This window comes from Halomonas sp. Y3, assembly GCF_024137965.1.
Lineage (GTDB): Bacteria > Pseudomonadota > Gammaproteobacteria > Pseudomonadales > Halomonadaceae > Halomonas > Halomonas mongoliensis.
Map to the genome: position 1 here is coordinate 3,277,256 of NZ_CP099975.1, position 22,399 is coordinate 3,299,654.

Genomic DNA, 22,399 nt, shown 5'->3' on the forward strand with positions numbered 1-22,399 from the left:
CCATCAACAGGAGATGCCCGTGTACATCGCCATGAATCGCTTCCGGGTCAACCCCGAGCGCGTGGAGGAGTTCGAACAGATCTGGCTGGAGCGCGAGACCCACCTGCAGGGGCTGCCCGGCTTCGAGGCCTTCCATATGCTGCGCGGACCGGAACGGGAGGATCATGTGCTCTATGCTTCCCATACCGTGTGGCACTCGCGGGAGGATTTCGAGGCCTGGACCCGCTCCGAGGCGTTCCGCAAGGCCCACGCCAGCGCCGGCAAGAGCAAGCGCGAAGGGCTCTACCTGGGCCCGCCGAACTTCGAGGGATTCGAGGTCATCCAGACCGTCGACAACGAGGAGACGACTCCATGAGCAACAAGGAAGCCTACGAACAGAAGCTGCAGGCCAAGTTGGACGAGTGGCAGGCCGAGATCGACAAGCTGCGCGCCAGGGCCAGGGGCGCCGAGGCCGAGGCTCGCATCGAGCGGGAGAAGGAGGCCGAACGCCTGGAGGCGAAGCGCGAGGAGATGCGCGAGAAGCTCAAGGAGCTGCGCGAGGCCGGCGACGACGCCTGGGACGATATCCGGGACGGCGCAGAACGCGCCTGGAAGTCCTTCAGCGACGCCTTCGAGAAGGCCAGGGACCGCTTCAAGTAAGCCCCTTGCGGCGCCAGCTCGGGCGCCGCTTCCCGGCCTCGCCGGCAGGACGGTGAGGCCAGGGTACCCCGGCATCAGGCCAACGACTTCCCGGCCAAGGAGGCGCCATGCCCGCCACCCGCGAGACTCCGCTCTCCCCCACCCTGGAGCGGCTGCACCTGGCGTGGGACCTGCTGATCATCGGGCTGGTGATCATCAACCTGGCCCTGCTGCTCTTCGACAGCCTCTTCCTACTCGCGCCCCTCAACGCCGCCTTCGAGGCCGCCGCGCCCGGGCTGCACGCCGCCTACGACCAGCATGTCCATGCCCGCTTCATCGCCATCGACCTGGCCTTCGTGGCGATCTTCATCCTCGATGTCCTGCTGGGCTGGGCGGTGGCCATCGCCGAGCGGCGCTACCACCGCTGGTTCTTCTACCCCTTCGTGCACTGGTACGACGTGCTGGGCTGCATCCCGGTGGGCGGCTTCCGGCTGCTGCGCCTACTGCGCGTCATCTCGCTGCTGCATCGCCTGCACCGGCTGGGGCTGATCGATGTGCGCCGCTGGTACCTCTATCGGGCGGTCGCCAAGTACTACGACATCCTGCTGGAGGAGCTCACCGACCGCATCGCCATCCGCATGCTCGACAACGTCCAGTCCCAGCTGCGCTCCGGCGACTCCCTCTCCACCCGGGTGGTGGAACGGGTGGTGCGGCCCCGCCAGCAGGCGCTGATCCGGGAGATCACCCAGCGCCTGGAGGCCATGGCGGGCAGCGCCTACGAACACAACCGACCGGACCTCCTGCGCTATGTGCGCGGCCTGGTCGGCCGCACCCTGGCGGAGAGCCCGGAGGTGCAGCGGCTCAGGCGCCTGCCGCTGGGCGGCCAGCTGACCCGCGGGCTCGAGGCCTCACTCGCCGACCTGGCCTGCCGCCTAGTCAACGAGGCCCTGGAGGGGCTGCAGTCGGCGGAGTTCTCCACCCTGGCGGAACACCTGGCCGAGAGCGGCTTCGACGCCTGGCTGCGCACGGACCCGCATACCGAACAGGTGACCGAACAGGTGCTGGTGGACATGCTGGAGCTGCTCAAGGAGCAGATCGCTGTCAAGGGGTGGCAGCAGCGCTATCGCTAGGCTTGCTCCGGGGCTTCGAGGGACGCCCCTGTTCGGCGCGGGTCAGTGGCTCCGCGCCGGATGGAATCCCTGGCCCCTCGGGGGGCACCATCATGCCCCGGGGCAGCCGATATACCTCCAGGCCCGCTCGCAGGAAGCGCCCCAGGGTACGCTGGCCGATATGGCGCACCAGCAGCCGCGAGACGCCCGCCTCCTGCAGGGCAGTCAGCAGCTTGCAGCGCCCGCTGCAGGTGTCGGCATTCATGGGGTTGTCGATCCAGCGGGGAGAGTCTCCCCCGACAACCAGCAGACGCGGGGATTTACCCAGATGGCCAGAAATATGCCCCTGGGTATTGACCGGAAATGCCGTGCTCATGCGCCTCTTCCTCCGTCGTTGTCGCTGTAGGCGTGTGACAGCTTCTCTCACAGGGTAATCGACAACGGCGCCGCCTTGCGTGCGACATTCTTCCGCACGGCGGCCTGCGCCGACTTTGCTAGGCTCACGGCTTCCCGACCTACAAGGAGCCGCCTCCCATGCGTCCTGTCATCCTGTTTTCCGCCCTGGCCCTGGCCTTCGCCAGCCATGCCACCGTCGCCGCCGAGCGCGATGTCTCGGAGCTGTCATCCCCCATCGTGCTGCTGACCCCGGCAGTGGCCAGAAACGCCGACCAGCTCAGTCTCAACGAGACGCAGCGTGAAGCCGTACAGGAGTGGATGGCCACCAGCCCTGCGGTACGCGAGGCCCTCGAAGACCGCGTGGTGGCGGCCCGGGCCGAGCTCCGCGAGATGATCGTGCAGGGCGAGGAGCGCGCGAAGCGCGAGGAGAAGGCCGCCGCTATCGGCGAGCTGGAAGCCGAGCTGCTGCTGATGCGCTCCGACTGTGCAGACCACTGGCGCAGCGTGCTCGACGAGGAGCAGTTTGCCCAGGCCCTCGAACTTGCCGGCCTGGCCGAAGCGCCCTGAGTCGGCCGGGGCCGCCTGTCACGAGCGGCCCCCGACGCTTCACGACGCCGACCCCATGACGCCCTCGAGCTCCTGCCGATAGGCCGCCGCGTGGCAGGCCGGGTCGACGGGAAAACGGCCGAGCTCGACCGCGAGTTCGAAGAAGCCCTGACGGGGCAAGGCCCCGCGGCGGCTGACCACCAGGGCGGCGATCAGCGGGCGCCCGGCCGCCACGTCCTCTCGCATCAGGGTTTCCAGCGCCACCGCTACCCGCCTGATGGTATGGGGCGGCACCAGCCCCAGGGCCTCGGCGGCCTGCTGGTAGGTGATCGGCACCCCCTCCGCGGGCAGCCCCTCGAGCAGTGCCCGCAGGCGCGGGGCCAGTTCGGCGCTTGCGCTCCCCGCTTCTTTCGCTTTCAAGGTCATCGGTTCGCCCTCCCCCGAGTCCTCACTGCCTTACCACGACGCCCCATGGTATCCGGGCGGCACCGCCCGCCGAAAGTCGGATAGCCGAGGCATCTAACGGGACGTATCATGCGCGCCAGTTGACCACCGGGGAGCACCTGCGAACCCCGTGATTCCGCCGCCAGGGTAATGAAACTACCCGAGGCGACGGCCCCTCTTCTGTATGTAGTCATACTACAACCTCCTCTGCGCCTAATGGCGCGTTGTTCTGTGCCTTGGCCTTCGTCATAGTGAAGCCATGGTTCAGGACAAGGCATCGCTACCCCGACCCGCGACCTGAACCCGGCTACAACCTGGCGCCATGCAAGACAGCTGATCCGGGCGCCAGCAGCGAAGGTCTTTCCAAGCTTGTAAGCCTCGCAGTTGCAGTATCGGGCACTTATCAGGCCCGACCGTAGCCAAGGCACCAGAAATGCCATCGAAGATGGCCAATGATGACCTTGCTTGAGGATTGAACCATGAACTGCATCCAGCTGAACCAACAAGCCGACCTGATCGCCAACACCTTCAGCAAGCTGGACCTCGCCAAGCTGGTGGTGGCCCTGAAGGGCACCGGTGAGTCGCTCCAGAATGCCGTCGAGGTGATCGACACCATCGACGCTCGCCAGGGCTACACCCTGCACGAGGCTTGGGAAGAGGTGCGCACCGGCGAAACTCGCCAGATGGCCACCAACGAAGACTGATCTCTCCTGCCGATTTTCCCCTGCCACATTGTGGTCTCTCTCCTCCCCTATCGGGGAGGAGTTTTTTTATTCTGCAAGGGTCGAGTGATATTCAGTAGCCTCATTACCTGATCCAGTCACTTTTCCCCTTTCTGTCGTCACTCCACAACATCCTCTTCGCCCAATGGCGCGTTGTTCATTGCCTGGCGCTACGCCATAGTGGAGCCATGGTTAGGGACAAGGCATCGCCACCGCGATCCAGCAACCTGAACCCGGCTACAACCTGGCGTTACGCAATCTTCCGATCCGGGCGCCAGCAGCGAAGGTCTTTCCAAGCTTGTAAGCCTCGCAGTTGCAGTATCGGGCTCTTATCTGGCCCGACATGAGTAGCCAAGGCACCAGAAATGCCACCCTAAATGGCCAATGATGACCTTGCTTGAGGATTGAAAAATGAACTGCATTCAGCTGAACCAACAAGCCGACCTGATCGCCAACACTTTCAGCAAACAGGACCTCGCCAAGCTGGTGGTGGCCCTCAAGAGTCACGGCGACTCCCTCCAGGATGCCGTCGAGGTGATCGACACCATCGACGCTCGCCAGGGCTACACCCTGAACGAGGCCTGGGAAGAGGTGCGCGCCGGCGAGAGCCGCCTGATGGCCGCCAACGACGACTGATTTTCGCAATTCCCCTCTGCCCCCCCCGGCCCACGGCCATAAGCATGCTCCTCCCCCTCGGGGAGGAGTTTTTTTGCGTTTGACATTTTTCATGCCAACAAGGCACTGACCTTGCATTGATCAGGTCAACATGCCTCCTGATCGCATACTTCCCCGCATCATGCGGCGTATTGCACAGGGTGCGTGAAGGACACACCAAACACAGGGATTGAAATGCGAATAATTATTATATAGATTATTATTAATACATCTCCTGCAGAATGGACCCCTGCATGCCTTCCTACCGCTCTTCGTTTTCACGTCTGGCTACCACGCTAGTAGCCACCAGCATCTCCTGTACTGCAGCCCATGCCGCGGAATCGAGGCTGCAGCTGTCGGATATCCTGATCACAGCACCCGCGGAGACTCCGGACACTCAGCGGCTTGAAGGCGACCAGGTGCGCAGCCGGGTACGCAGCGACCTGGCAGAAGCGCTGAGCCTGATTCCGTCTGTCAGGGTCGACGATACGGCCAGTTCCAGCCTGCGTCAGGGAGAGCTGAAACCAGCTGAGTTTTCCATTCGTGGCGCTGCCCCCTTCCAGAACCGCATCACGCTGGACGGCGCCAGCATCGACAGTTTTCTCGACCCCGGCCGCAAGACGCCTCCCGGCGTTGGCAGCGTGCCGGAGCGCACGGCGGTGGAGGGCCACTCGCAGGCGCTCTTCATCAACCCCGACTTCCTCTCATCCATCGAAGTTCTCGATACCAATATCTCAGCCCGCGAAGGGGGCTTCACCGGCGGCGTGGTCCGAGCAGAGACGCGGCGCTATGAGGGGCGCGACAGCTTCCAGATCAGCCATCGCCGCACCGACGACGGCTGGACACGCTTCCACGTGGATGAGGCTCAGGCCGCAGAGTTTCAGGATGGCGCTGGCCAGTATCCGACCGGCACGCCGGGTGAGTTCCAGCCCGACTTTCGCAAATCAAGCAGTGCAGTTTCCGGCACGACCCGCATCGGAGATATCGGCCTATTTGCCGGCCTGAGCGAGCAGCGCGCCACCCTTCACCAGCAGCGGTTGGCCAGCATGGACTTCGCCCAGTTTGCCGAGACGGGCCAGTTATTCAGCACCGGCGAATCGCAACGCCTGGACCGCTACTCTCGCTTTGCCACGCTGCGGGCGGACCTGCTGGAGCGCGACTATGACCTGAACGCGACGCTGGCCGTCAGCGACTACAGCGAAGATAGCTTTCTGATCAACTTCCTGGACTCCGACTTCCAGCGCGATACGCGAGGCATCAACCTCGGCATCAACCATGGCAGACGGCTCGGCGATTCCCGGCTCGACGCAAGTGTTTCCCTCGGTCACAGCCAGAACCGACGCCAGGCTATCAGCGACGAGCTCAACAACTATCAGGGCCGCAACTTCTATACCGAGGGGGCCTTCGTCGGCTCCTTCGGCAGCCTGGCCAACGAACAGTATACCGCCGGCGCACGTCTTGCCCTGACGACCCCTCTGGGCTCTGAGGAGCATAGCCTCAGCTATGGCGGAGAACTCAATGCAGCCCGCTATCAGCAGGTACGTGACCAGTCATTCACCGAGCGTACCTTCCAACCTCCCACGCCCCTGGGCCTGGCCACCGGCGGCATACCGGTCGACGAGCATATCCTGTTTCGGGAAGTCCACTACGATACCGGCACCATCCGCTTCAACAATCTGGACGCGGCGCTGTTTGCCGAGCTGGACGGCAGCGCCGGGCGCTTCTTCTGGCGACCCGGTATGCGACTGGAGCGAGACGGCTGGCTCGACAACGTCAATCTGGCACCGCGCCTGATGGCGGGCATCTATCTGGGCGAACAGGAGGAGTATCAGCTGCGTCTGGGCGCCAACCGCTATTACGGCAAGTCGTTTCTCTCCTACCGCCTTCGCGAGCGGGAAAAGTCGCTGCTGAACATTCGGCAGCGTACCGAGAGCTACAACCCGGACGCCCCGCTGGTCGAGGTTGATCCCGACCAGGAGTGGACATACCGCCAGCTGGATACTCCCTATGACGATGAATTCAGCCTCGGTCTCTACGGCCAGGTTCTAGGCGGCAGCGCCGGCCTGCAGGCTGTTCTTCGCCAGGGGCGCGACCAGATTCGCACCCAGCGGGACCCCGACAGCGACCTACGCTGGTTCGCCAACAGCGGGCGCAGCGACACCCACCAGCTGGATTTCTACTGGCATTCTGCCCCCTTTCACTGGGGCAGCAGTCTGTGGGCTATCAACGCCTCGCTCTCCTGGATGGACAAGACCACCGACGCAACTTACAGCGGGCGCTCCGGCGGCTACCTGGGAGCGGATCGCAGCGAACAAGAGGTCATCTTCGAGGGCGAGCGCATTCTTCGCGAGGAGCTGCCGGCCGCGGACTTCGCCACACCGGTCAGCGCCAATCTGGACCTTGTCACCCGCGCCTTCAACAACCGTCTGATCGCCACCAACAGCCTGTCATTCACCAACAGGGCTCGACAACTGCGGCGCACCGGCCGCGATGCCGAGACGGGGCTCGACGAGTTCGAGGTCACACGGCTGAGCAGCGCACTGCGCTGGGATCTGAGCGTGGAAGCCAGCCTGCTTGCAGGCGCGGCCTCGCCCTATCTCAAGGCCGATATCATCAACGTCGCCAACAGCCGCAACGCCATCAGTGCCGAAAGCGGCGTACAGCTCTTCGGCCTGGGCAGGCAGCTCTGGCTGGAAGTCAGCTACCGGTTCTGACGGGAGAGGCGCCATGATGAAACGCCTGACCGGCCATGGAAAGAAGATGATCATGGCAATGCTGCTGGGGACGCTGCCAATTACGGCGCTATTCCTGACGCTGCGCTCCTCTCCGGATGCACAGCTGATTGAACGCTATCGCGGCCCTCAGAGCGAGTGGCCGGCGCCCTGGATCGACGAAGGGGTAACGGCGGCTCCTCTGGCAACCCTGCCGCCAGACGTTCCCCACCCCGCCGACAACCCCGACAGCACTGCAAAGCGCGAGCTGGGCAAGCAACTCTTCTTCGAAAGGCGGCTGTCGCGTTCCGAACAGATCGCCTGCGCCTCCTGCCACGACCCAGACCTGGGGTGGGCGGATGGGCGGCGCCTTGCGATAGGGCACAACCGTCGGGTTGGCGACACCAATTCACCCACCGTAGTCAACGTGGGCTATCTGCAGGAAATTTTCTGGGATGGTCGCGCCGCCAGCCTCGAGGAGCAGGTGATCGCCAGCCTGAGCGACCCGCGGGAGATGGCGGCCGACCCAGAGCGGGCGGCGGCACGCATCGCTAACATCAGCGGCTATGCCCCTCTCTTCTCGGAAGCCTTCGGCGACAGCCGAGTAAACGCCGAGCGCATTGCTGCCGCGGTCGCCACCTTCATGCGCTCACTGCGCTTTGCCAATACCCCCTTCGATCGCTTCATGGCGGGCGAGACCGACCGGCTCGACGAGCGCCAGATTCGCGGCCTGCACCTGTTTCGCACCGAGGCACGCTGCATGAACTGTCACCATGGTCCGCTGTTAAGCGATGAGCGCTATCACCACCTTGGCACCTCTTTTCATAACGTAGGCAACTTCCAGGGGCGCTATCGAGTCACGGGCACCCCCGAGGATGTCGGCGCCTTTCGCACCCCGCCGCTGCGCGGTGCCGCCTCAACGCTGCCCCTTACCCACAGCGGCATGGCGCGCGACCTCGACACCCTGATTCGCCTCTACGAGATGGGCTGGTGGCAGAATGCCGACCTCGACGACAAGGGCAACAACATCCCTACCGCCCGTCTGTCTCCGCTTATCAAGCCCCTCTCCCTGAGCCGCCAGGACCGGGAAGACCTCAAGGCGTTTCTCGAAGCGCTGGACGGTCCGATGCCCTACATGCTCCCACCCGATGAGCTTCAGTGACGCCCTCCCGTCGCACCGACCCGTTTTCTCCCCCTGATGAGGACTTACCATGTCAGCTTCATCCCTGCTTCGCCCTCTTCTTCTGCCTGTCCTCGGGCTAACTCTTCTGCCGAACGTCGGATCCGGCGATGAGACGCACCGCATCGGCAGCTGCACGCTGGAGCCTGGCACCCGATGCACGCACCTGGCTTACGAGCTCAAGTACAAGGATCTCAAGCACCTGGACCTGCGCAACAGTGACTTCAGCCACACCAGCTTTCACGGCAGCTCGCTGGACGGCAGCGATCTACGCGGCGCCACCTTGGTAAACGCGGAGTTCGACATGGGCTCGCTCTCCGGCGCAGACCTGCGAGGGGCTGATCTGACAGACGCCTTCATGAGCCTTTCACGGATGCATCGTGTGGACCTGCGCGGCGCCACCCTGTTCAACGTTGACCTGCGCTACGCGGAAGGGGCTGCCAGCGCTCGCCTGGAGGGTGCCCGACTCTGCAATACGCGCCTGCCAGGTGGCGAACTCAGCCACCGAGACTGCCCGGAATGATAACAGGCCGACCGATAGGCGATCGTCGACATAGCGATAGCGGCAGGCAAGCATGCTAGTTATCACGGCTGACGAAAGGCGCCAAGCCCCTTCCAGTCCTCCAGGTCCAGCTCGGGCTTCTCCGCTCGGAAGCGGCCATAGAGCTCGATGCCCTGAGGGTCCTCGAGGATCTCCACCTGCACGCCCCGCTCTCTCAGCAGCGCCTCGGTGCCCGAGGCGTTGGTGATATCCCCCACCACCACCCGGGCGAAGCCGCGCATGTAAAGCAGAGTGGCGCAGATGTCGCAGGGGCTCAGGGAGGTGAAGAGCGTGGTGCGGCTGAAGTCGAGGCGCCCGGCGTCGCGAATGGCGGCGGTCTCGCCATGGTTGTAGGGGTGGCTCTCCTGCACCAGGGTGTTATGCCCCTTGCCGACGATGTGACGACTCTCGTTGTCGATGATCACCGCGCCGATGGGGCAGCCGCCCTCATCGTAGCTCTTGCGGGCCAGCAGCACGGCGATGCGCATCAGGTCGGCATCGCTCAGGCGACGCGTGAAGGCGTCGTCCATCAGCACCGGCAGGCTTGCGGTGGGCATATGGGCGATGGCGGACAGGGCCGCCTCGGTCACTTCCGTTTCGCCGTTCAGCAGCGTCTCCATGGGCACTCCTCGGTTGATCCTGTTCGCTCGGAATCACTTCATCTCGAAGCCGCGCTTGACCAGGAACTCCCGCATATGGGGGCGCAGCTTGGTATCGAAGAGCGGCGTGAGGTTCTGCGACCAGGTGCTCTGCTTGTTGCCGCCCTTACGCGACTGGTAGTAGGCGTGCATGGTGTCGTCGAAGGCGGCCACCAGCTCGCGGTCGTCGCTGTAGGTATCCTCCTTGAGGACCGCTTCCACCGGCAGGCGGGGCTTGACGTCCGGCTCATGGGCCGGGTAGCCGAGGCACATGCCGAACACCGGATACACATGGTCCGGCAGGCCCAGCAGGTCGCTGATCGCCTGGGGGTTGTTGCGCACGCCGCCGATATAGCAGATGCCGAGCCCCGCGGATTCCGCCGCCACGGCCACGTTCTGGGCCATCAGGGCGGTGTCCACGGTGGCTACCAGCAGCTGCTCGGTCATGCCGCGCACCACCCGGGCACCGGTGCGCTCGGCGGCCTCGGTGGGGCGCTTCATGTCGGCACAGAACATCAGGAAGGCACCGCAGCTGGCCACATAGCCCTGGCCGCCGGCCAGCTCGGCGATCTTCTCGCGATTCTCGGGGCGCGTCACGTGAATGACCGTATAGGCCTGCACGTGGCTGGAGGTGGCGGCTCCCTGGCCGGCGCGGATCAGCTCCTCGAGAAGCTCCCGGGAGACCGGCTGGTCGGTGAACTTGCGAATGGAGCGGTGGGACTTGAGCAGTTCGATGGTGGGGTTCATGGGGCCTCGCTGGCACGATGGAGGGGGAAACGCCTCTACATTAACGCTTTCCTCTCGCCGCTGCAGGCCCGCGCGGCATCTCGCACGAGGCAGATCCAGCGCAGAAAAAAGGGGCGGCAAGGCCGCCCCTAAACCACCACACGAGTGTCATCAGGGAGTGTCGATCAGAAGAAGCCCAGCGGGTTGGTGTCATAGCTCACCAGCAGGTTCTTGGTCTGCTGGTAGTGCTCGAGCGCCACCTTGTGGGTCTCGCGGCCGACGCCGGACTTCTTGTAGCCGCCGAAGGCGGCGTGGGCCGGGTACTGGTGGTAGCAGTTGGTCCACACCCGGCCGGCCTGGATGCCGCGCCCCATGCGGAAGGCGACGTTGATGTCGCGGCTCCACACCCCGGCGCCGAGGCCGAACTCGGTGTCGTTGGCGATGGCCAGCGCCTCGGCCTCATCCTTGAAGGTGGTCACTGCCACCACCGGACCGAAGATCTCCTCCTGGAAGACGCGCATCTTGTTGTTGCCCTTGAGCAGGGTCGGCTGGATGTAGAAGCCCTTGTCGATGCTCGGGTCCAGGCTCTCCTTGTCGCCACCGGTGAGGAACTCGGCGCCCTCCTCCCGGGCGATGTCCATGTAGGACATGATCTTGTCGAACTGCTCCTGGGAGGCCTGGGCGCCTACCTGGACGTCGGTGTCCAGCGGGTTGCCGCGCTTGATCCTGCCGACCTTCTCCATGACCTTGGCCATGAAGGCGTCGTACATGGATTCCTGGATCAGCGCCCGGGAGGGGCAGGTGCAGACCTCGCCCTGGTTGAAGAAGGCCAGCACCAGCCCCTCGGCGGCCTTGTCGATGAACTCGGGCTCGGCGTTCATGATGTCGGCGAAGTAGATGTTGGGGGACTTGCCGCCCAGCTCCACCGTGGAGGGGATGATGTTCTCGGCGGCGCACTTGAGGATATGCGCGCCTACCGGGGTGGAGCCGGTGAAGGCGATCTTGGCGATGCGCTTGCTGGTGGCCAGCGCCTGACCCGCCTCGGCGCCGTAGCCGTTGACGATGTTGACCACCCCCGGCGGCAGCAGGTCACCGACCAGCTTCATCAGCTCGAGGATCGAGGCCGGGGTCTGCTCGGCGGGCTTGAGCACCACGCAGTTGCCGGCGGCAAGGGCGGGGGCCAGCTTCCACACGGCCATCAGCAGCGGGAAGTTCCAGGGGATGATCTGCCCCACCACGCCCAGCGGCTCGTGGAAGTGGTAGGCCACGGTATTGGCGTCGATGTCGGCGGCGGTGCCCTCCTGGGCGCGGATGCAGCCGGCGAAGTAGCGGAAGTGGTCGACCGCCAGCGGCAGGTCGGCGTTCAGCGTCTCGCGCACCGCCTTGCCGTTGTCCCAGGTCTCGGCCACGGCCAGCATCTCGAGGTTCTGCTCGATGCGGTCGGCGATCCTGAGCAGGATGTTGCTGCGCTCGGCGGCGGAGGTCTTGCCCCAGGCCGGGGCGGCGGCGTGGGCAGCGTCCAGCGCCTTGTCGATATCCTCGGCGGTGGAGCGCGGGACCTGGCAGAACACCTCGCCGTTGACCGGGCTGACGTTGTCGAAGTATTCGCCCTTCACCGGCGACACGAACTCGCCGTTGATGTAGTTGCCGTAGCGCTGCTCGAAGCTGATGACGGCATCCGGGCTGCCGGGATTGGCGTAGATCATGACGCAACTCCTGTCTCTGTTGTTGTAGGGGCTCGCTCGGGCGGTGCGCCTCGGGTCTCGAGCCTGTCTTCAAGCGTAGAGGAATTCCCGACGGGCACTATCCTGCCATGGGCTCCCCTACGGGGGTCTTTAGTAGTAGTTGCAGGCGCCGACATCACGGCGCCTCCCCCCACAGCCAGCGCTGCTCGTAGCGGGGGTAGAGGTGGCTGAGGCTGCGGGTCAGCTCGTACTCCGCCAGGGCGAGGCCCGCAAAACGCTCAGGCAGCGGCGCCTCCCGCACCTGGTTGGCGGTGGCGCCTCGCGAGGCCTGCTCGTCGAAGTGTCGATCGAGCCAGGCCAGGTAGTCCCGAGTCTGCGCCAGGGCCGCACCCTCATGATCGACGGGGCCGTGGCCAGGCACCATCACCCGATAGCGCAGCGCCTCCAGCCGGTCGAGCTCCTCGATCCACGCCTGGAGCCCGGGAGTATGGGGCGTGGTGGCGGTGCGCTGGTGAAAGACCAGATCGCCGGCGAACAGCACCCCCGTTGCCGCGTCGAAGATAACCAGATCGGCACCGCTGTGGCCGCGGAAGGCATGCAGCTCGAGGGGGTAGCCGCCGAAGTCATGCCGCCCGGGCGCCACGGCGCGATCGGGCAGGCGCAGCCGGGTCCCGGCAAAGGCCTCGCCCAGCAGGCGCCTGAGGTTGGCCTCGAAGGCCGCGGCATCCCGGGCCATGGCCTCGGCGGTGCCGGCCAGGGCCAGCACCTCGGCGTTGGCGAAGGCCTGGTTGCCGAAGACGTGGTCCGGGTGGTGGTGGGTATTGAGCACCCAGCGCACCGGCTGCCCCGTCAGCGCCATGATCTCCGCCTCCAGGGCCTCGCCGAGGGTGCGGCTGGGCCCGCTGTCGATCAGCACCACGCCCTCTCCGGTGGCGATGACCCCCAGATTGGCGATCAGGCCGCAGTTGTCGGCGGCGATCTCCTCGCGAGCCCCCTCCACCACCCAGGTGGCCGGCGCCACCGGCGTAAGCTCAGGCTCGCAGGCCAGCAGCGGCGGCGCCAGCAGCGCCAGCACCGCGGCCAGGCCGGCGCGACCGCGCCTTGCATGACGCAACATGGCAGTCTCCCTAGAGGGCAATCGAGAAGCGGTTGCCGTTGTTGTCCCGGGCGCCGACCCGATACCCCCCCTCCAGAGGCTTCATGTGCAGGCCCAGGGCGGGGTTCTCGCTGACCGAGGCTTCGATGGCCAGGGTGGAGATGAGCTCGCCGCCGGCATCGAGCACCTCGAAGCGCTGGATATGAAAGGCCGGCTGGCTGGGAATCAGCCCGCTGTCCATGGGGTGCATCACCCTCAAGCGCAGCTGGCTCTGCTCGCCGTGGTCGAAGCGCCGCCCCGCCACCTCGCCGAAACGCTCTTCCCAGCGGCTCTCGGTCGTGGCGATGCCCGGCGTGGTGCAGCCACCCCCCTCGGCCTCGATATGCGTGGAGCCGATATGCCAGACGCCATGGCGCTGCACGGCGACGCGTACCGGCGAGGCCTGCTCCAGCCTCACATTGAGGGAGAGCCTGGGGAGCCCATGGCTGCGCGGGTCATAGTCGAAGATCAGGGGGATGGGGTTGAGCTCGACCCAGGCCAGCATGCGCTCGAAGTCGTCACCCAGCTCGCTGGCGTCGATATCCAGGGGCACCTGCCCGGAGTCCTCGGCAAAGCCGGGGGCGCTCAGCCGCACTCGGCTGTCGAAGACGTAGGGCGCATCGCCCAGATAGCGCTCTCGATAGAGCTCCCACATGAAGGACCCGAGCGGGTCCGCCGAGCTGGTGAAGGCCTCCTCGGCCGGGCCGGCTGGCGCCGGGCCTGGGCGCTCTGCGTCCCCCGCGCCCTGGGCCAGCCCCCACAGCGGTATGACGACCAGCGAACAGCCGCTCAGCCAGATGCCCAGGCGGTTGCGATTCTGCATCATCGGCACTTGCCTCCTCGGATGGCGTCGGATCAGCGGCCTGCCGTCTCGAAGCTGACGGTCTCGAGCCAGGCGCGTATGGCCCAGAGGCCCTCCTGGCTGACGTAGTCGGACATGCGCGGCATCAGCACGCGCCCGCCGCGCTCCGAGCCCTGGGTGACCAGCTCCTTGTACCACTCGTCTCCCCAGGCGCCGTTTTCCAGCTCGCGCAGATCCGGGGCGATGCCGCCGGACTTGGCCTCCAGCCCGTGGCAGGCCGCACAGTTGGCGTTATAGGCGGAAGCGCCCACGTCCACGGCGAGCTCATGCTGGGGGTGCTCTTCCCGATAGGGGTTCTCGTAGAGCCACTCATCGCCCAGGGGTTCCAGGCCGCGGGTATCCACCGGCTGCGGGGTCACATCGCCGTGGGAGAGCGCCTGGCCGGACAGCAGCAGCGCCAGCATCCCGGAGGCCAAAGCCGCCGAGGCGGCGTGCCGGCGGCGTGACGGTCGAGCAGTCGGTGTCATCTTGTTGTTGGTGGTGCAGCTCATGGTGCAGCCCTCGTCAAAGGAAAGGTGGAATCACCCTGCGAAGGCTAGGCAGCGGCCAGATATCCAGAAATGGCGCCTTGGTGGGCATCGCCTCCTTCCTTGGTCGTAGTGCCAAGTCAGTAGGCAAACCGGGACCAGAGTGCCTGAAACAGGAGGCCGGCCGCGCACTAGAGTGGAGTCCGATGGTCGGCAACCGCCCGACCCTTCGCTCACCTCGACATGGGAACCCCACCATGACAAGAACAACACCGATCGCCCGCCCCCGGCTCCCGATTCGCCTCAAGACCCTGACCGCCGCCGTGGCCTGCGCCTCGGCCCTGGGTCTCAGCGCCGCCAGCATGGCCACTCCCGTCACCTGGGAGGACATCCTCACCGACCACGAGAACACCGAGACGGTGCTGGGATACGGCATGGGCGTGCACGCCCAGCGCTACAGCCCGCTGGACAAGATCAACGCCGACAACGTGCACATGCTGACCCCGGCCTGGTCCCACTCCTTCGGCGACGAGATGCAGCGCGGTCAGGAGTCCCAGGCCCTGGTGCACGACGGCGTCATCTATGTCACCGGCTCCTACTCGCGGATCTTTGCCCTGGACGCCCGCACCGGCAAGCGGCTCTGGTCCTACAATCACCGCCTGCCCAACGACATCCGGCCCTGCTGCGACGTGGTCAACCGCGGCGCCGCCATCTACGGCGACAAGGTCTTCTTCGGCACCCTGGACGCCGGCATCGTGGCCCTGAACAAGGACACCGGCGAGGTGGTCTGGCGGGAGCGCTTCGGCAACCATCGCGCCGGCTACACCATGACCGGCGCGCCGACCATCATCCAGGACCAGGAGACCGGCCGGGTGATGCTGATTCACGGCTCCTCGGGCAACGAGTTCGGGATCGTGGGCAAGCTCTTCGCCCGGGACGTGGAGACCGGCGAGGAGATCTGGATGCGGCCCTTCGTGGAGGGGCACTTCGGCCGGCTCAACGGCGAGGATAGTACGCCCAGCGGCGACCCCAGCGCCCCCTCCTGGCCCGACGATCCCGACTCCGAGACCGGCAAGGTGGAGGCCTGGAGCCACGGCGGCGGGGCCCCCTGGCAGAGCGCCAGCTTCGACCCTGAGACCAACACCATCATCGTCGGTGCCGGCAACCCCGCCCCCTGGAACGGCTGGGCGCGCACCTCGCCGGACGGCCACCCCTCCGACTACGACAGCCTCTACACCTCGGCCCAGGTCGCCGTCGACCCCACCACCGGCGAGATCAAGTGGCACTACCAGCACACGCCCAACGACCACTGGGACTTCTCCGGCAACAACGAGATCGTGCTGTTCGACTACGAGGACGAGACCGGCCAGCTGGTCAGGGCCGGCGCCCACGCCGACCGCAACGGCTTCTTCTATATCACCGATCGCACCAACGGCGACCTGCTCGACGCCTTCCCCTTCGTGGACAACATCACCTGGGCCACCCATATCGACCTGGAGACGGGCCGCCCCGCCGAGGTCGAGGGGCAGCGCCCGCCCCGCCTGGAGGAGGGCCAGACCCGCTCCGAGCCGGTAGAGATCTCGCCCCCCTTCCTGGGCGGCAAGAACTGGAACCCCATGGCCTACAGCCAGGACACCGGGCTCTTCTACGTGCCGGCCAACCACTGGAAGGAGGACTACTGGACCGAGGAGGTGGAGTACAGCGAAGGCTCGGCCTATCTGGGCATGGGCTTCCGCATCAAGCGCATGTATGACGATCACGTGGGGATCCTGCGCGCCATCGACCCGCTGACCGGCGACATCGCCTGGGAGCACAAGGAAACGCTGCCGCTATGGGCCGGCGTGGTGGCCACCGCCGGCAACCTGGTCTTCACCGGCACCGGCGACGGCTACTTCAAGGCCTTCGATGCCGAGAGCGGCGAGGAGCTCTGGAGCTTCCAGGTGGGCACCGGGATCATCTCCCCGCCCATCACCTGGGAGATGGACGGCGAGCAGTACATCGGCGTGACCACAGGCTACGGTGGCGCGGTGCCGCTGTGGGGTGGCGACATGGCCGAGCTGACCCGGACGGTGGCACAGGGGGGCTCCTTCTGGGTCTTCAAGCTGCCGGACTTCGCCCGCGACCTGGCCGCCAACTGAGCCAGACGACCCCGCCGGCCGCCACGGGGCGGCCGGCTCTCTTCCGGAGGAGCGTCACATGTCCCATACCACTTCCCTGCGGCGTCATCTCGGCGGCCTCACCCTGGGGGCGCTGCTGCTCGGCCCCTCCCTGGCAGCGGCGGAGGACGCCGCCTACGAGGCGCCCGTTCACAACGGCTGCGTGCTGGAGGCGTACACCCAGTGCCCCGGCGCCGACCTTGCCGGCGCCGACCTCGCCAACCTGGAGCTGCACGGCGCCGACTTCTCCGGCGCCGACCTCACCGGCGCCGACCTGCGCCACGCCAACCTGCGCGGCGTCAACCTGGAGGGGGCCGACCTGCGCGGCGCCAACCTCAATCGCGCCCGAATGATCAACGCCAACCTGCGCGGCGCCGACCTCGGCCAGGCCAGCCTGGTGGGGCTCGAAAGCTGGAACCTGTTCGGCCAGGGGGCCATCTTCGACGGCGCCGACCTGACCGGCGCCAACCTGGAGTTCGGCCGCCTGACCAAGGCCAGCTTCCGCGACGCCATACTCCACGGCGCCAAGCTCGAGATGGCCTGGATGAACCGCACCGACATGCGCGGCGCCGACCTGCGCGACGCCAACCTGCAGGAAGCCAAGCTCAGCATGTCGCGGCTCGACCATGCCGACCTGAGCGGCGCCCGCCTGCACTACGGCAACTTCCAGCTGGTGCAGATGCAGGGCTGCACGGCCTGCCCCGTCGACTGGATGGACTGACCCATGTGGCCGCGGCTGGCGCTCACCGTGGTGCTTTTCGGGCCCTGGGTACCGGCCGCCGGCGACTCCTTCAACGCCGAGGGCTACCGGCTTCCCCCCTACCGCAGCGCCGTCACCGCCCCCCTGGAGGGGGCCACTCGCCTGAGCACCGAAGGGGTGTACGAGCTACTGCTGCAGCACGGCAGCGCCGTCTCGCTGATCGATGTCTACCCCCTGGCCTGGCAGGACGGCGTCTTCCTCCAGGCCTACCCGCACCTCTCGCTGCCCGGTGCCACCTGGCTGCCCAACGTGGGCAGCGCCGCACTCACGCCATCATGGCAGGCCTACTTCGTCGACGCCCTCGACCAGCTGGCCGATGGTCACCCCGAAACGCCGCTGGTATTCTTCTGTCGGCGAGACTGCTGGCTCTCCTGGAACGCCGCCCGCCGCGCCCGCGACCTGGGCTACCGGCGAGTCTACTGGTACCCGGATGGCATCGACGGCTGGCAGGAGGCCGGTCACGACCGGGAAGCGATATGCCCGGCTCCGCTGGGCGACCACGCCGCACTGAGTCCCTGCCAGCCCAGCGTCAGGGCGCGCTAGCGAAGGTGGGCGTGCGCTCGTCACCAGGCAGGTCCGTCAATAACAACGCAAGGCTCAGATCATGTACAAACTGCTGATCGCCGACGACCACCCGCTGTTTCGCGAGGCCATCGGCCGGGTGATTCAGGATGGGTTCGCCGGCGCCGAGATTCTGGAAACCGAGGATCTCGAGACGACGCTGGCCCTGGCCGGCGAGCATGAAGACCTCGACCTGGTCCTGCTGGACCTGAACATGCCGGGCATGAACGGCCTGGCGGGACTGATCGAGCTGCGCAACGCCATGCCCACCATTCCGGTGGTGATCATCTCCGCCGAGGAGGACAAGCAGGTGATCCTCCAGGCCGTCACCTACGGCGCCATGGGGTTCATCACCAAGTCTTCCCCCCGGGACAAGATGACCCGCGCCATCGAGCAGATTCTCGACGGCAACATCTACCTGCCGCCGGACATCATGCGGGAAACGGCCAAGACACGCCGCTCCCACCAGGAGTCGTCCATCTCGGCCCACCAGCTCGATACCCTGACCCGCAAGCAGCTACAGGTCCTCGAGCACATGACCCGTGGCGAGTCCAACAAGATGATCGCCTATCACCTCAATATCGCCGAGACCACCGTCAAGGCGCATGTCTCCGCCATCCTGCGCAAGCTGGGCGTCAGCAGCCGGGTCCAGGCCATCCTGGCAGCCAGCGATATCGACTTCAGCCGTTTTACCCGGCCGTCGTGAAGCCGCCTCTCACGGGGGGGTGACCAGCTGGGCCAGGGCCAGCCGGAGACGCAGGGGCTTCACCGGCTTGTGGAGCAGCTGGTAGCCCAGCGCGCGGACCTGCTGACGCAGGGCATTGCTGTGGTTGGCGGTAATCGCCATCACCGCCAGCGGATCGCGCCGGCGCGCATTGATCCGCTCGGCCACGGCGAGCCCGGTCTCGCCGTGATCCAGGTGATAGTCGACGATCAGCACGTCCGCCGCCGCTTCGGCCAGGTCCAGCTGGGCCGACAGCGCCGCCTCGCTCTCCGCCACCCAGACCCGACACTCCCAGCGCTCCAGCAGGGTCTTCATGGCGTGGCAGATATCGCTGTCGTTATCCACCACCCAGACCCGGCACCCCGCCAGATCGACCCGGCCGGCGGGCGGCGCCGGCAGGGCCGCCGCCCCGGGCGCAGCGGCGATCTCCCCATAGGGCAGGGTGATGCTGAACAGCGAGCCCGCCCCGACCCGGGAGCGCACCCGCAGCGGATGGTCGAGAATGCGCGAGATCTTGTCGGCGATGGAGAGCCCAAGGCCAAGTCCCCGGTCGCTGCGCACCGGCCCATCCAGGCGGCGGAACTCCTGAAAGATGGCCGCCTGTTCGGCTTCTTCAATGCCGATGCCGCTATCGCCGACCTGGATCTCGAGCCCGTGGGGGCGCCGCCGACACCCCAGCAGCAGACGCCCCTTCACGGTGTAGCGAACCGCATTGCTGAGAAAGTTGCGCAGGACCCGGCCCAGCAGCGAGATGTCGCTGACCACCACCGCCCGACAGGGCACATGGCGCAGCTCCAGCCCCTCACTGGCCGCCACCTGGCGGTACTCCCGCGCCAGGCCGTCGAGCAGCTCCGCCACGGGAAAGGCGCCGATGTCGGGGGTGATCACGCCGGCGTCCAGCCGCGAGCTGTCCACCAAGGTGGCCAGCAGCGACTCCACATCCTTGAGGGAGCGACCGATCAGGCCGACCAGCTCGCCGCCCTGGGACGTGGTGACCTGCTCCTCCAGGGCGCCCACGAAGAGCCTGGCGGCGTTGAGCGGCTGCAGCAGGTCATGACTCACCGCCGCCAGGAACTTGGTCTTGGAAAGGTTGGCCGCCTCGGCCTCGGTCTTGGCCTCGCGCAGGCGCTGCTCCGCCTGGGTGCGCTCGTGGATCTCGGCGCGCAGCTGACGATTGACCCGGGTCAGCTCGGCGGTACGCTCGCGCACTCGTTGCTCCAGGTTCTGATAGGCGTGGCGCAGCGCCTCGGTGGCGCGCCGCCGCTCGGTGATGTCGCGCACCAGCACGAAGACGCCGATCACACCGTCATCGCCGTTGCGGTGAGGCACATAGGAGCGCAGCAGCACCCGCTCCTCGCCGCTGGCGCCGGTCTCGGCCAGCTCGAAGGAGAGGCTCTCTCCCTGCAGCACCCGCTCCAGATAGGGAATCAGGCGCCGGCAGTGCGCCTCGCTGTGCAGCTCGTGCAGTTCGCCGCCCAGGCGCCTGCCCCGAGGCCAGCCGTACCAGCGTTCATAGCCGCGGTTGACGAAGGCGTAGCGCAGGTCTCGATTCAGGTAGGCGATCATCACCGGCAGCTCGTCGGTGATGGTGCGAATCCAGCGCTCCCGCTCCAGCAGGGTCTGGGCATAGTGGGTACGCTCGGTGATATCGGTGAAGGTCAGTACCCGGCCGCCGCCGGGCATGGGGTGGCCACGCACCTCCACGATGCGCCCGTCGGGGAGATGCTGCTCCCGAGCCGCGGCCAGGCTACGCACCTCGAGTCCCGCCACCAGCGGACCCAGACGCTCCAGCGGCACGGCCCCCCCGGTCGCCAGGGGAGCGGTGAGCCCGGCCAGGGCCAGGCAGCGCCGGTTGCACATCTCGAGGCAGCCGTCCGCCGCCACCACCGCCACCCCCTGGGAGAGGCTGTCGAGGGTAGCCTGGAGCAGCCGCGACTTCTCGGCCAGGGCGTGCTCGCGCTGAGCGCTCTCCTGCCGCTTGAGCTCGGTGATATCCACGTGCAGCACCACGCGCCCGCCGCCTCGGGTGGGGCGCTGATGCACCTGCAGCCAGCGTCCGTCGTGCAGCTGGTAGACGATGGAGCGGTCCTCCTTGCCCAGCCATTCACGCACCACCAGGCCCGAGCTGCGCGCCCGGTGGCGCAGGGCATCCAGGGTCATGCCGCGCCGCACGCGAATGCCCGCCGGCAACCAGAGCTCGGCGAAGCGACGGTTGAAGCGCTCGATGCGCAGGTCGGCATCGAACAGCACGAAGGCATCGGTAATGCTCTCGATGGCGTCGACCAGAGTCTGGCTGGCACGCTCCGCCCTCTCCCGGGCCTCCGCCAGCAGCCGATTGCTGCTGCGCAGCTCATGCAGGGTCTGGTTGAGCGCCCAGGTGCGCTCACGCACCTGCTCGGCCAGCAGGGCGGTATGCTCGAAGGCGGCGTAGGGGGCGCTGCGGGGCAGATTGCCCGCCTCGACCCGCTCGATCAGCGCCGCATTGATGCGCCGGAGCCGCTCCACCTCCCGGGCCAGGACCTCCTCCCGCGCTGTGGTCACGCCTGCTCTCCCGGCCGCGTCCGAGGCGGGCGCCCCAGATAGACGCCGGTAAAGGTCTGGTTGAGATGCAGGCCATCATAGTGTTCGCCATAGGTGTTGAAGCCCACCACTCGATAGCGCGACAGCAGCGACCTGGCCTGGGGAAGCAGGCCGTCCTGGTTCACCTCCAGCCGGCGCAGGCAGCAGTCGCAGCCGATCACCAGGCCGGGCTCGCCCAGGCGCTCGGCCAGGGTCTCCAGACCCGCCTCGAGCCCGCCAAGCAGCGGCGTGGGCGCCATGGCGGTCAGCACGATGCCGTTCTCCACGGCGCAGTAGAAGCTCAGGCTGTGGTCCGGGTTGACCCGCTGGATCGCCCGCACATAGCTGCGCTCGTTGAGCTTGACCGCCAGGGGATGGCGGGCGAAGACCTCGGCATCGAGCGCCTCGACGGGCACCCCCACCAGCCGCGCATACTCCAGGGCCGCGGGCTCGGCATTGAGCTCCAGCACCCGGCGCCGCTCGCGGTCCACCGCGGTCACTACCAGCTTCTCGCTGCGCGGCCGCAGATGGTGAGTGGAGAAGACCTCGAAGTCGAGCCGGGTATTGAGCATCACCACGGCGGCGGCCGCCGAGTGGAAGCGGCCGCCGCCGTAGACGTGGGTGCCCGCCAGCTTGTCGTCGCCGGCACTGCCGCCGAAGTGGGGAATGCCGGCCAGGGCGGCGTTGAGGGTCGCCAGCACCTGCTCCTCGCTGGCGGAGAGGCCGTCGAGCAGGGTCACGGCGAAGCTGTGCCCCTTGAGGGGCGCCACCCTGGCCGCCTGACACTCGCCGAGCAGGGTGTCGACCAGCGTCTGGGCGGCGGGCAGGCTGACGTTATCGAGGTCGTCGATCACCGCATGGGCGAAGGCGAAGTCGCGATCCGGAAAGCCGATGGCCACCACGCCACCCCGGGCGTAGCCTTGGGTGGTCAGCTCGCCGGCGGTGGTGCAGCCGCAGAGAGGCACGCCGCCGAAGTGGCGCTCCAGGGCCTGCCCCAGCGCGTCGAGGTCATACTCCGCGGAGCAGAAGAAGAGCACGCCGCTGGGCCGGCAGGACAGCAGGTGGTCCGCCAGCTGCCGGGCCGCCTCCTCGGGCGCGCCGGCGCAGGTGTGAGCAAAAGGGATGGCGTCCGGGCCGGACGGCGAGGTCGGCACCAGGGGCGTGGCAAGGGATGCGGTCATGGCCGGGCTCGCTCTGTCGACGAA

General features: G+C 66.8%; 23 protein-coding genes. 13 read left to right on the plus strand and 10 right to left on the minus strand.

All coding sequences use genetic code 11. The features are described from left to right. The first annotated feature begins 19 nt into the window (after positions 1–19). The 3 genes from NHL60_RS15450 to NHL60_RS15460 all read left to right on the plus strand — a co-directional run bounded on the left by NHL60_RS15450 (position 20) and on the right by NHL60_RS15460 (position 1,748). The gene (locus NHL60_RS15450; protein ID WP_253445360.1) at positions 20–355 is read left to right on the plus strand and encodes an antibiotic biosynthesis monooxygenase; all 336 of its coding nucleotides are present in this window, start codon (positions 20–22) and stop codon (positions 353–355) included. Next, entirely contained in the window at positions 352–639 is a 288-nt protein-coding gene (locus NHL60_RS15455) for a coiled coil domain-containing protein (RefSeq protein ID WP_253445363.1), read from the plus strand. The genes NHL60_RS15450 and NHL60_RS15455 overlap by 4 nt, the downstream gene beginning before the upstream one ends. Positions 640–746: 107 nt before the next feature. Continuing rightward, positions 747–1,748 carry an ion transporter gene (locus tag NHL60_RS15460; RefSeq protein ID WP_253445366.1) on the plus strand — a complete coding sequence of 334 codons (1,002 nt, stop codon included), beginning with the start codon at positions 747–749 and terminating at the stop codon, positions 1,746–1,748. Here the strand turns inward: NHL60_RS15460 and NHL60_RS15465 are convergent. After that, positions 1,720–2,103 carry a NifB/NifX family molybdenum-iron cluster-binding protein gene (locus NHL60_RS15465; RefSeq protein ID WP_253445368.1) on the minus strand — a complete coding sequence of 128 codons (384 nt, stop codon included), beginning with the start codon at positions 2,101–2,103 and terminating at the stop codon, positions 1,720–1,722. The genes NHL60_RS15460 and NHL60_RS15465 overlap by 29 nt on opposite strands. 158 nt (positions 2,104–2,261) lie before the next feature. On the opposite strand from NHL60_RS15465, the gene NHL60_RS15470 reads away from it, so the two are divergent. Continuing rightward, complete coding sequence (locus NHL60_RS15470; RefSeq protein WP_253445371.1) at positions 2,262–2,690, plus strand: hypothetical protein; 429 nt, start codon at positions 2,262–2,264, stop codon at positions 2,688–2,690. 39 nt (positions 2,691–2,729) lie between these two features. Here the strand turns inward: NHL60_RS15470 and NHL60_RS15475 are convergent, their stop codons facing one another. Beyond that, complete coding sequence (locus NHL60_RS15475; RefSeq protein WP_253445374.1) at positions 2,730–3,095, minus strand: hypothetical protein; 366 nt, start codon at positions 3,093–3,095, stop codon at positions 2,730–2,732. Positions 3,096–3,592: 497 nt separating this feature from the next. On the opposite strand from NHL60_RS15475, the gene NHL60_RS15480 reads away from it, so the two are divergent. The 5 genes from NHL60_RS15480 (at position 3,593) to NHL60_RS15500 (ending at position 8,903) form a co-directional block, all read left to right on the plus strand. Further along, positions 3,593–3,817, plus strand: coding sequence for a hypothetical protein (locus tag NHL60_RS15480; protein WP_253445376.1), 225 nt, complete (start codon positions 3,593–3,595; stop codon positions 3,815–3,817). 429 nt (positions 3,818–4,246) lie between these two features. Continuing rightward, positions 4,247–4,471: a hypothetical protein gene (locus NHL60_RS15485; RefSeq protein WP_253445378.1), complete on the plus strand. Its 225-nt coding sequence runs from the start codon at positions 4,247–4,249 to the stop codon at positions 4,469–4,471. A 272-nt stretch (positions 4,472–4,743) separates the two neighbouring features. Further along, positions 4,744–7,203 carry a TonB-dependent receptor plug domain-containing protein gene (locus NHL60_RS15490; RefSeq protein ID WP_253445381.1) on the plus strand — a complete coding sequence of 820 codons (2,460 nt, stop codon included), beginning with the start codon at positions 4,744–4,746 and terminating at the stop codon, positions 7,201–7,203. A 13-nt stretch (positions 7,204–7,216) separates the two neighbouring features. Further along, positions 7,217–8,362 (plus strand): cytochrome-c peroxidase, encoded by a 1,146-nt coding sequence (locus tag NHL60_RS15495; protein WP_253445383.1) that lies wholly within the window; start codon positions 7,217–7,219, stop codon positions 8,360–8,362. Positions 8,363–8,411: 49 nt separating this feature from the next. Beyond that, on the plus strand, positions 8,412–8,903 hold the full coding sequence (locus NHL60_RS15500; RefSeq protein ID WP_253445386.1) for a pentapeptide repeat-containing protein: 492 nt from the start codon (positions 8,412–8,414) through the stop codon (positions 8,901–8,903). Between the two features lie 62 nt (positions 8,904–8,965). Here the strand turns inward: NHL60_RS15500 and NHL60_RS15505 are convergent, their stop codons facing one another. The 6 genes from NHL60_RS15505 to pedF all read right to left on the minus strand — a co-directional run bounded on the left by NHL60_RS15505 (position 8,966) and on the right by pedF (position 14,371). Next, positions 8,966–9,541, minus strand: coding sequence for a nucleoside deaminase (locus tag NHL60_RS15505; RefSeq protein WP_253445389.1), 576 nt, complete (start codon positions 9,539–9,541; stop codon positions 8,966–8,968). Positions 9,542–9,574: 33 nt separating this feature from the next. Continuing rightward, on the minus strand, positions 9,575–10,306 hold the full coding sequence (gene nfsA / locus NHL60_RS15510; protein WP_253445391.1) for an oxygen-insensitive NADPH nitroreductase: 732 nt from the start codon (positions 10,304–10,306) through the stop codon (positions 9,575–9,577). Between the two features lie 164 nt (positions 10,307–10,470). After that, positions 10,471–11,991 carry an aldehyde dehydrogenase family protein gene (locus NHL60_RS15515; protein WP_253445394.1) on the minus strand — a complete coding sequence of 507 codons (1,521 nt, stop codon included), beginning with the start codon at positions 11,989–11,991 and terminating at the stop codon, positions 10,471–10,473. 154 nt (positions 11,992–12,145) lie between these two features. Next, positions 12,146–13,087 (minus strand): quinoprotein relay system zinc metallohydrolase 1, encoded by a 942-nt coding sequence (locus tag NHL60_RS15520; RefSeq protein ID WP_253445397.1) that lies wholly within the window; start codon positions 13,085–13,087, stop codon positions 12,146–12,148. A 10-nt stretch (positions 13,088–13,097) separates the two neighbouring features. Then, the gene (locus tag NHL60_RS15525) at positions 13,098–13,931 is read right to left on the minus strand and encodes a quinoprotein dehydrogenase-associated SoxYZ-like carrier (RefSeq protein ID WP_253445400.1); all 834 of its coding nucleotides are present in this window, start codon (positions 13,929–13,931) and stop codon (positions 13,098–13,100) included. Between the two features lie 29 nt (positions 13,932–13,960). Next, entirely contained in the window at positions 13,961–14,371 is a 411-nt protein-coding gene (pedF, locus tag NHL60_RS15530) for a cytochrome c-550 PedF (RefSeq protein ID WP_253452226.1), read from the minus strand. A gap of 425 nt (positions 14,372–14,796) precedes the next feature. Between pedF and NHL60_RS15535 the strand changes: the two genes are divergently transcribed. The 4 genes from NHL60_RS15535 to NHL60_RS15550 all read left to right on the plus strand — a co-directional run bounded on the left by NHL60_RS15535 (position 14,797) and on the right by NHL60_RS15550 (position 18,617). After that, positions 14,797–16,572: a PQQ-dependent methanol/ethanol family dehydrogenase gene (locus NHL60_RS15535; protein ID WP_253452229.1), complete on the plus strand. Its 1,776-nt coding sequence runs from the start codon at positions 14,797–14,799 to the stop codon at positions 16,570–16,572. A 58-nt stretch (positions 16,573–16,630) separates the two neighbouring features. Further along, positions 16,631–17,311, plus strand: a complete 681-nt coding sequence (locus tag NHL60_RS15540) for a pentapeptide repeat-containing protein (RefSeq protein WP_253445402.1) — start codon at positions 16,631–16,633, stop codon at positions 17,309–17,311. A gap of 3 nt (positions 17,312–17,314) precedes the next feature. Further along, positions 17,315–17,893, plus strand: coding sequence for a rhodanese-like domain-containing protein (locus NHL60_RS15545; RefSeq protein WP_253445405.1), 579 nt, complete (start codon positions 17,315–17,317; stop codon positions 17,891–17,893). Positions 17,894–17,954: 61 nt separating this feature from the next. Further along, positions 17,955–18,617 carry a response regulator transcription factor gene (locus NHL60_RS15550; protein ID WP_253445407.1) on the plus strand — a complete coding sequence of 221 codons (663 nt, stop codon included), beginning with the start codon at positions 17,955–17,957 and terminating at the stop codon, positions 18,615–18,617. Positions 18,618–18,626: 9 nt separating this feature from the next. Here NHL60_RS15550 and NHL60_RS15555 read toward each other — a convergent pair whose 3' ends face one another. Together NHL60_RS15555 and nosP are read right to left on the minus strand one after the other, a co-directional pair. Beyond that, positions 18,627–21,176: a PAS domain-containing hybrid sensor histidine kinase/response regulator gene (locus tag NHL60_RS15555; RefSeq protein WP_253445410.1), complete on the minus strand. Its 2,550-nt coding sequence runs from the start codon at positions 21,174–21,176 to the stop codon at positions 18,627–18,629. Next, a complete protein-coding gene (gene nosP / locus NHL60_RS15560) occupies positions 21,173–22,375 on the minus strand; it encodes a nitric oxide-sensing protein NosP (protein WP_253445413.1) in 1,203 nt (400 codons plus the stop codon). The genes NHL60_RS15555 and nosP overlap by 4 nt, the downstream gene beginning before the upstream one ends. Positions 22,376–22,399 lie beyond the last annotated feature (24 nt).

Excerpts from the sequence above, each read along its gene's own strand:
- NHL60_RS15545 (WP_253445405.1), top strand. The coding sequence starts at position 17,315 with ATGTGGCCGCGGCTGGCGCTCACCGTGGTGCTTTTCGGGCCCTGGGTA.
- NHL60_RS15480 (WP_253445376.1), top strand. The coding sequence starts at position 3,593 with ATGAACTGCATCCAGCTGAACCAACAAGCCGACCTGATCGCCAACACC.
- NHL60_RS15465 (WP_253445368.1), bottom strand. The coding sequence starts at position 2,103 with ATGAGCACGGCATTTCCGGTCAATACCCAGGGGCATATTTCTGGCCAT.
- NHL60_RS15515 (WP_253445394.1), bottom strand. The coding sequence starts at position 11,991 with ATGATCTACGCCAATCCCGGCAGCCCGGATGCCGTCATCAGCTTCGAG.
- nfsA (WP_253445391.1), bottom strand. The coding sequence starts at position 10,306 with ATGAACCCCACCATCGAACTGCTCAAGTCCCACCGCTCCATTCGCAAG.
- NHL60_RS15485 (WP_253445378.1), top strand. The coding sequence starts at position 4,247 with ATGAACTGCATTCAGCTGAACCAACAAGCCGACCTGATCGCCAACACT.
- nosP (WP_253445413.1), bottom strand. The coding sequence starts at position 22,375 with ATGACCGCATCCCTTGCCACGCCCCTGGTGCCGACCTCGCCGTCCGGC.
- NHL60_RS15550 (WP_253445407.1), top strand. The coding sequence starts at position 17,955 with ATGTACAAACTGCTGATCGCCGACGACCACCCGCTGTTTCGCGAGGCC.
- NHL60_RS15535 (WP_253452229.1), top strand. The coding sequence starts at position 14,797 with ATGGCCACTCCCGTCACCTGGGAGGACATCCTCACCGACCACGAGAAC.
- NHL60_RS15470 (WP_253445371.1), top strand. The coding sequence starts at position 2,262 with ATGCGTCCTGTCATCCTGTTTTCCGCCCTGGCCCTGGCCTTCGCCAGC.
- NHL60_RS15525 (WP_253445400.1), bottom strand. The coding sequence starts at position 13,931 with ATGATGCAGAATCGCAACCGCCTGGGCATCTGGCTGAGCGGCTGTTCG.
- NHL60_RS15460 (WP_253445366.1), top strand. The coding sequence starts at position 747 with ATGCCCGCCACCCGCGAGACTCCGCTCTCCCCCACCCTGGAGCGGCTG.
- NHL60_RS15475 (WP_253445374.1), bottom strand. The coding sequence starts at position 3,095 with ATGACCTTGAAAGCGAAAGAAGCGGGGAGCGCAAGCGCCGAACTGGCC.
- NHL60_RS15500 (WP_253445386.1), top strand. The coding sequence starts at position 8,412 with ATGTCAGCTTCATCCCTGCTTCGCCCTCTTCTTCTGCCTGTCCTCGGG.
- NHL60_RS15505 (WP_253445389.1), bottom strand. The coding sequence starts at position 9,541 with ATGGAGACGCTGCTGAACGGCGAAACGGAAGTGACCGAGGCGGCCCTG.
- NHL60_RS15490 (WP_253445381.1), top strand. The coding sequence starts at position 4,744 with ATGCCTTCCTACCGCTCTTCGTTTTCACGTCTGGCTACCACGCTAGTA.
- pedF (WP_253452226.1), bottom strand. The coding sequence starts at position 14,371 with ATGCTGGCGCTGCTGCTGTCCGGCCAGGCGCTCTCCCACGGCGATGTG.
- NHL60_RS15495 (WP_253445383.1), top strand. The coding sequence starts at position 7,217 with ATGATGAAACGCCTGACCGGCCATGGAAAGAAGATGATCATGGCAATG.
- NHL60_RS15520 (WP_253445397.1), bottom strand. The coding sequence starts at position 13,087 with ATGTTGCGTCATGCAAGGCGCGGTCGCGCCGGCCTGGCCGCGGTGCTG.
- NHL60_RS15540 (WP_253445402.1), top strand. The coding sequence starts at position 16,631 with ATGTCCCATACCACTTCCCTGCGGCGTCATCTCGGCGGCCTCACCCTG.
- NHL60_RS15455 (WP_253445363.1), top strand. The coding sequence starts at position 352 with ATGAGCAACAAGGAAGCCTACGAACAGAAGCTGCAGGCCAAGTTGGAC.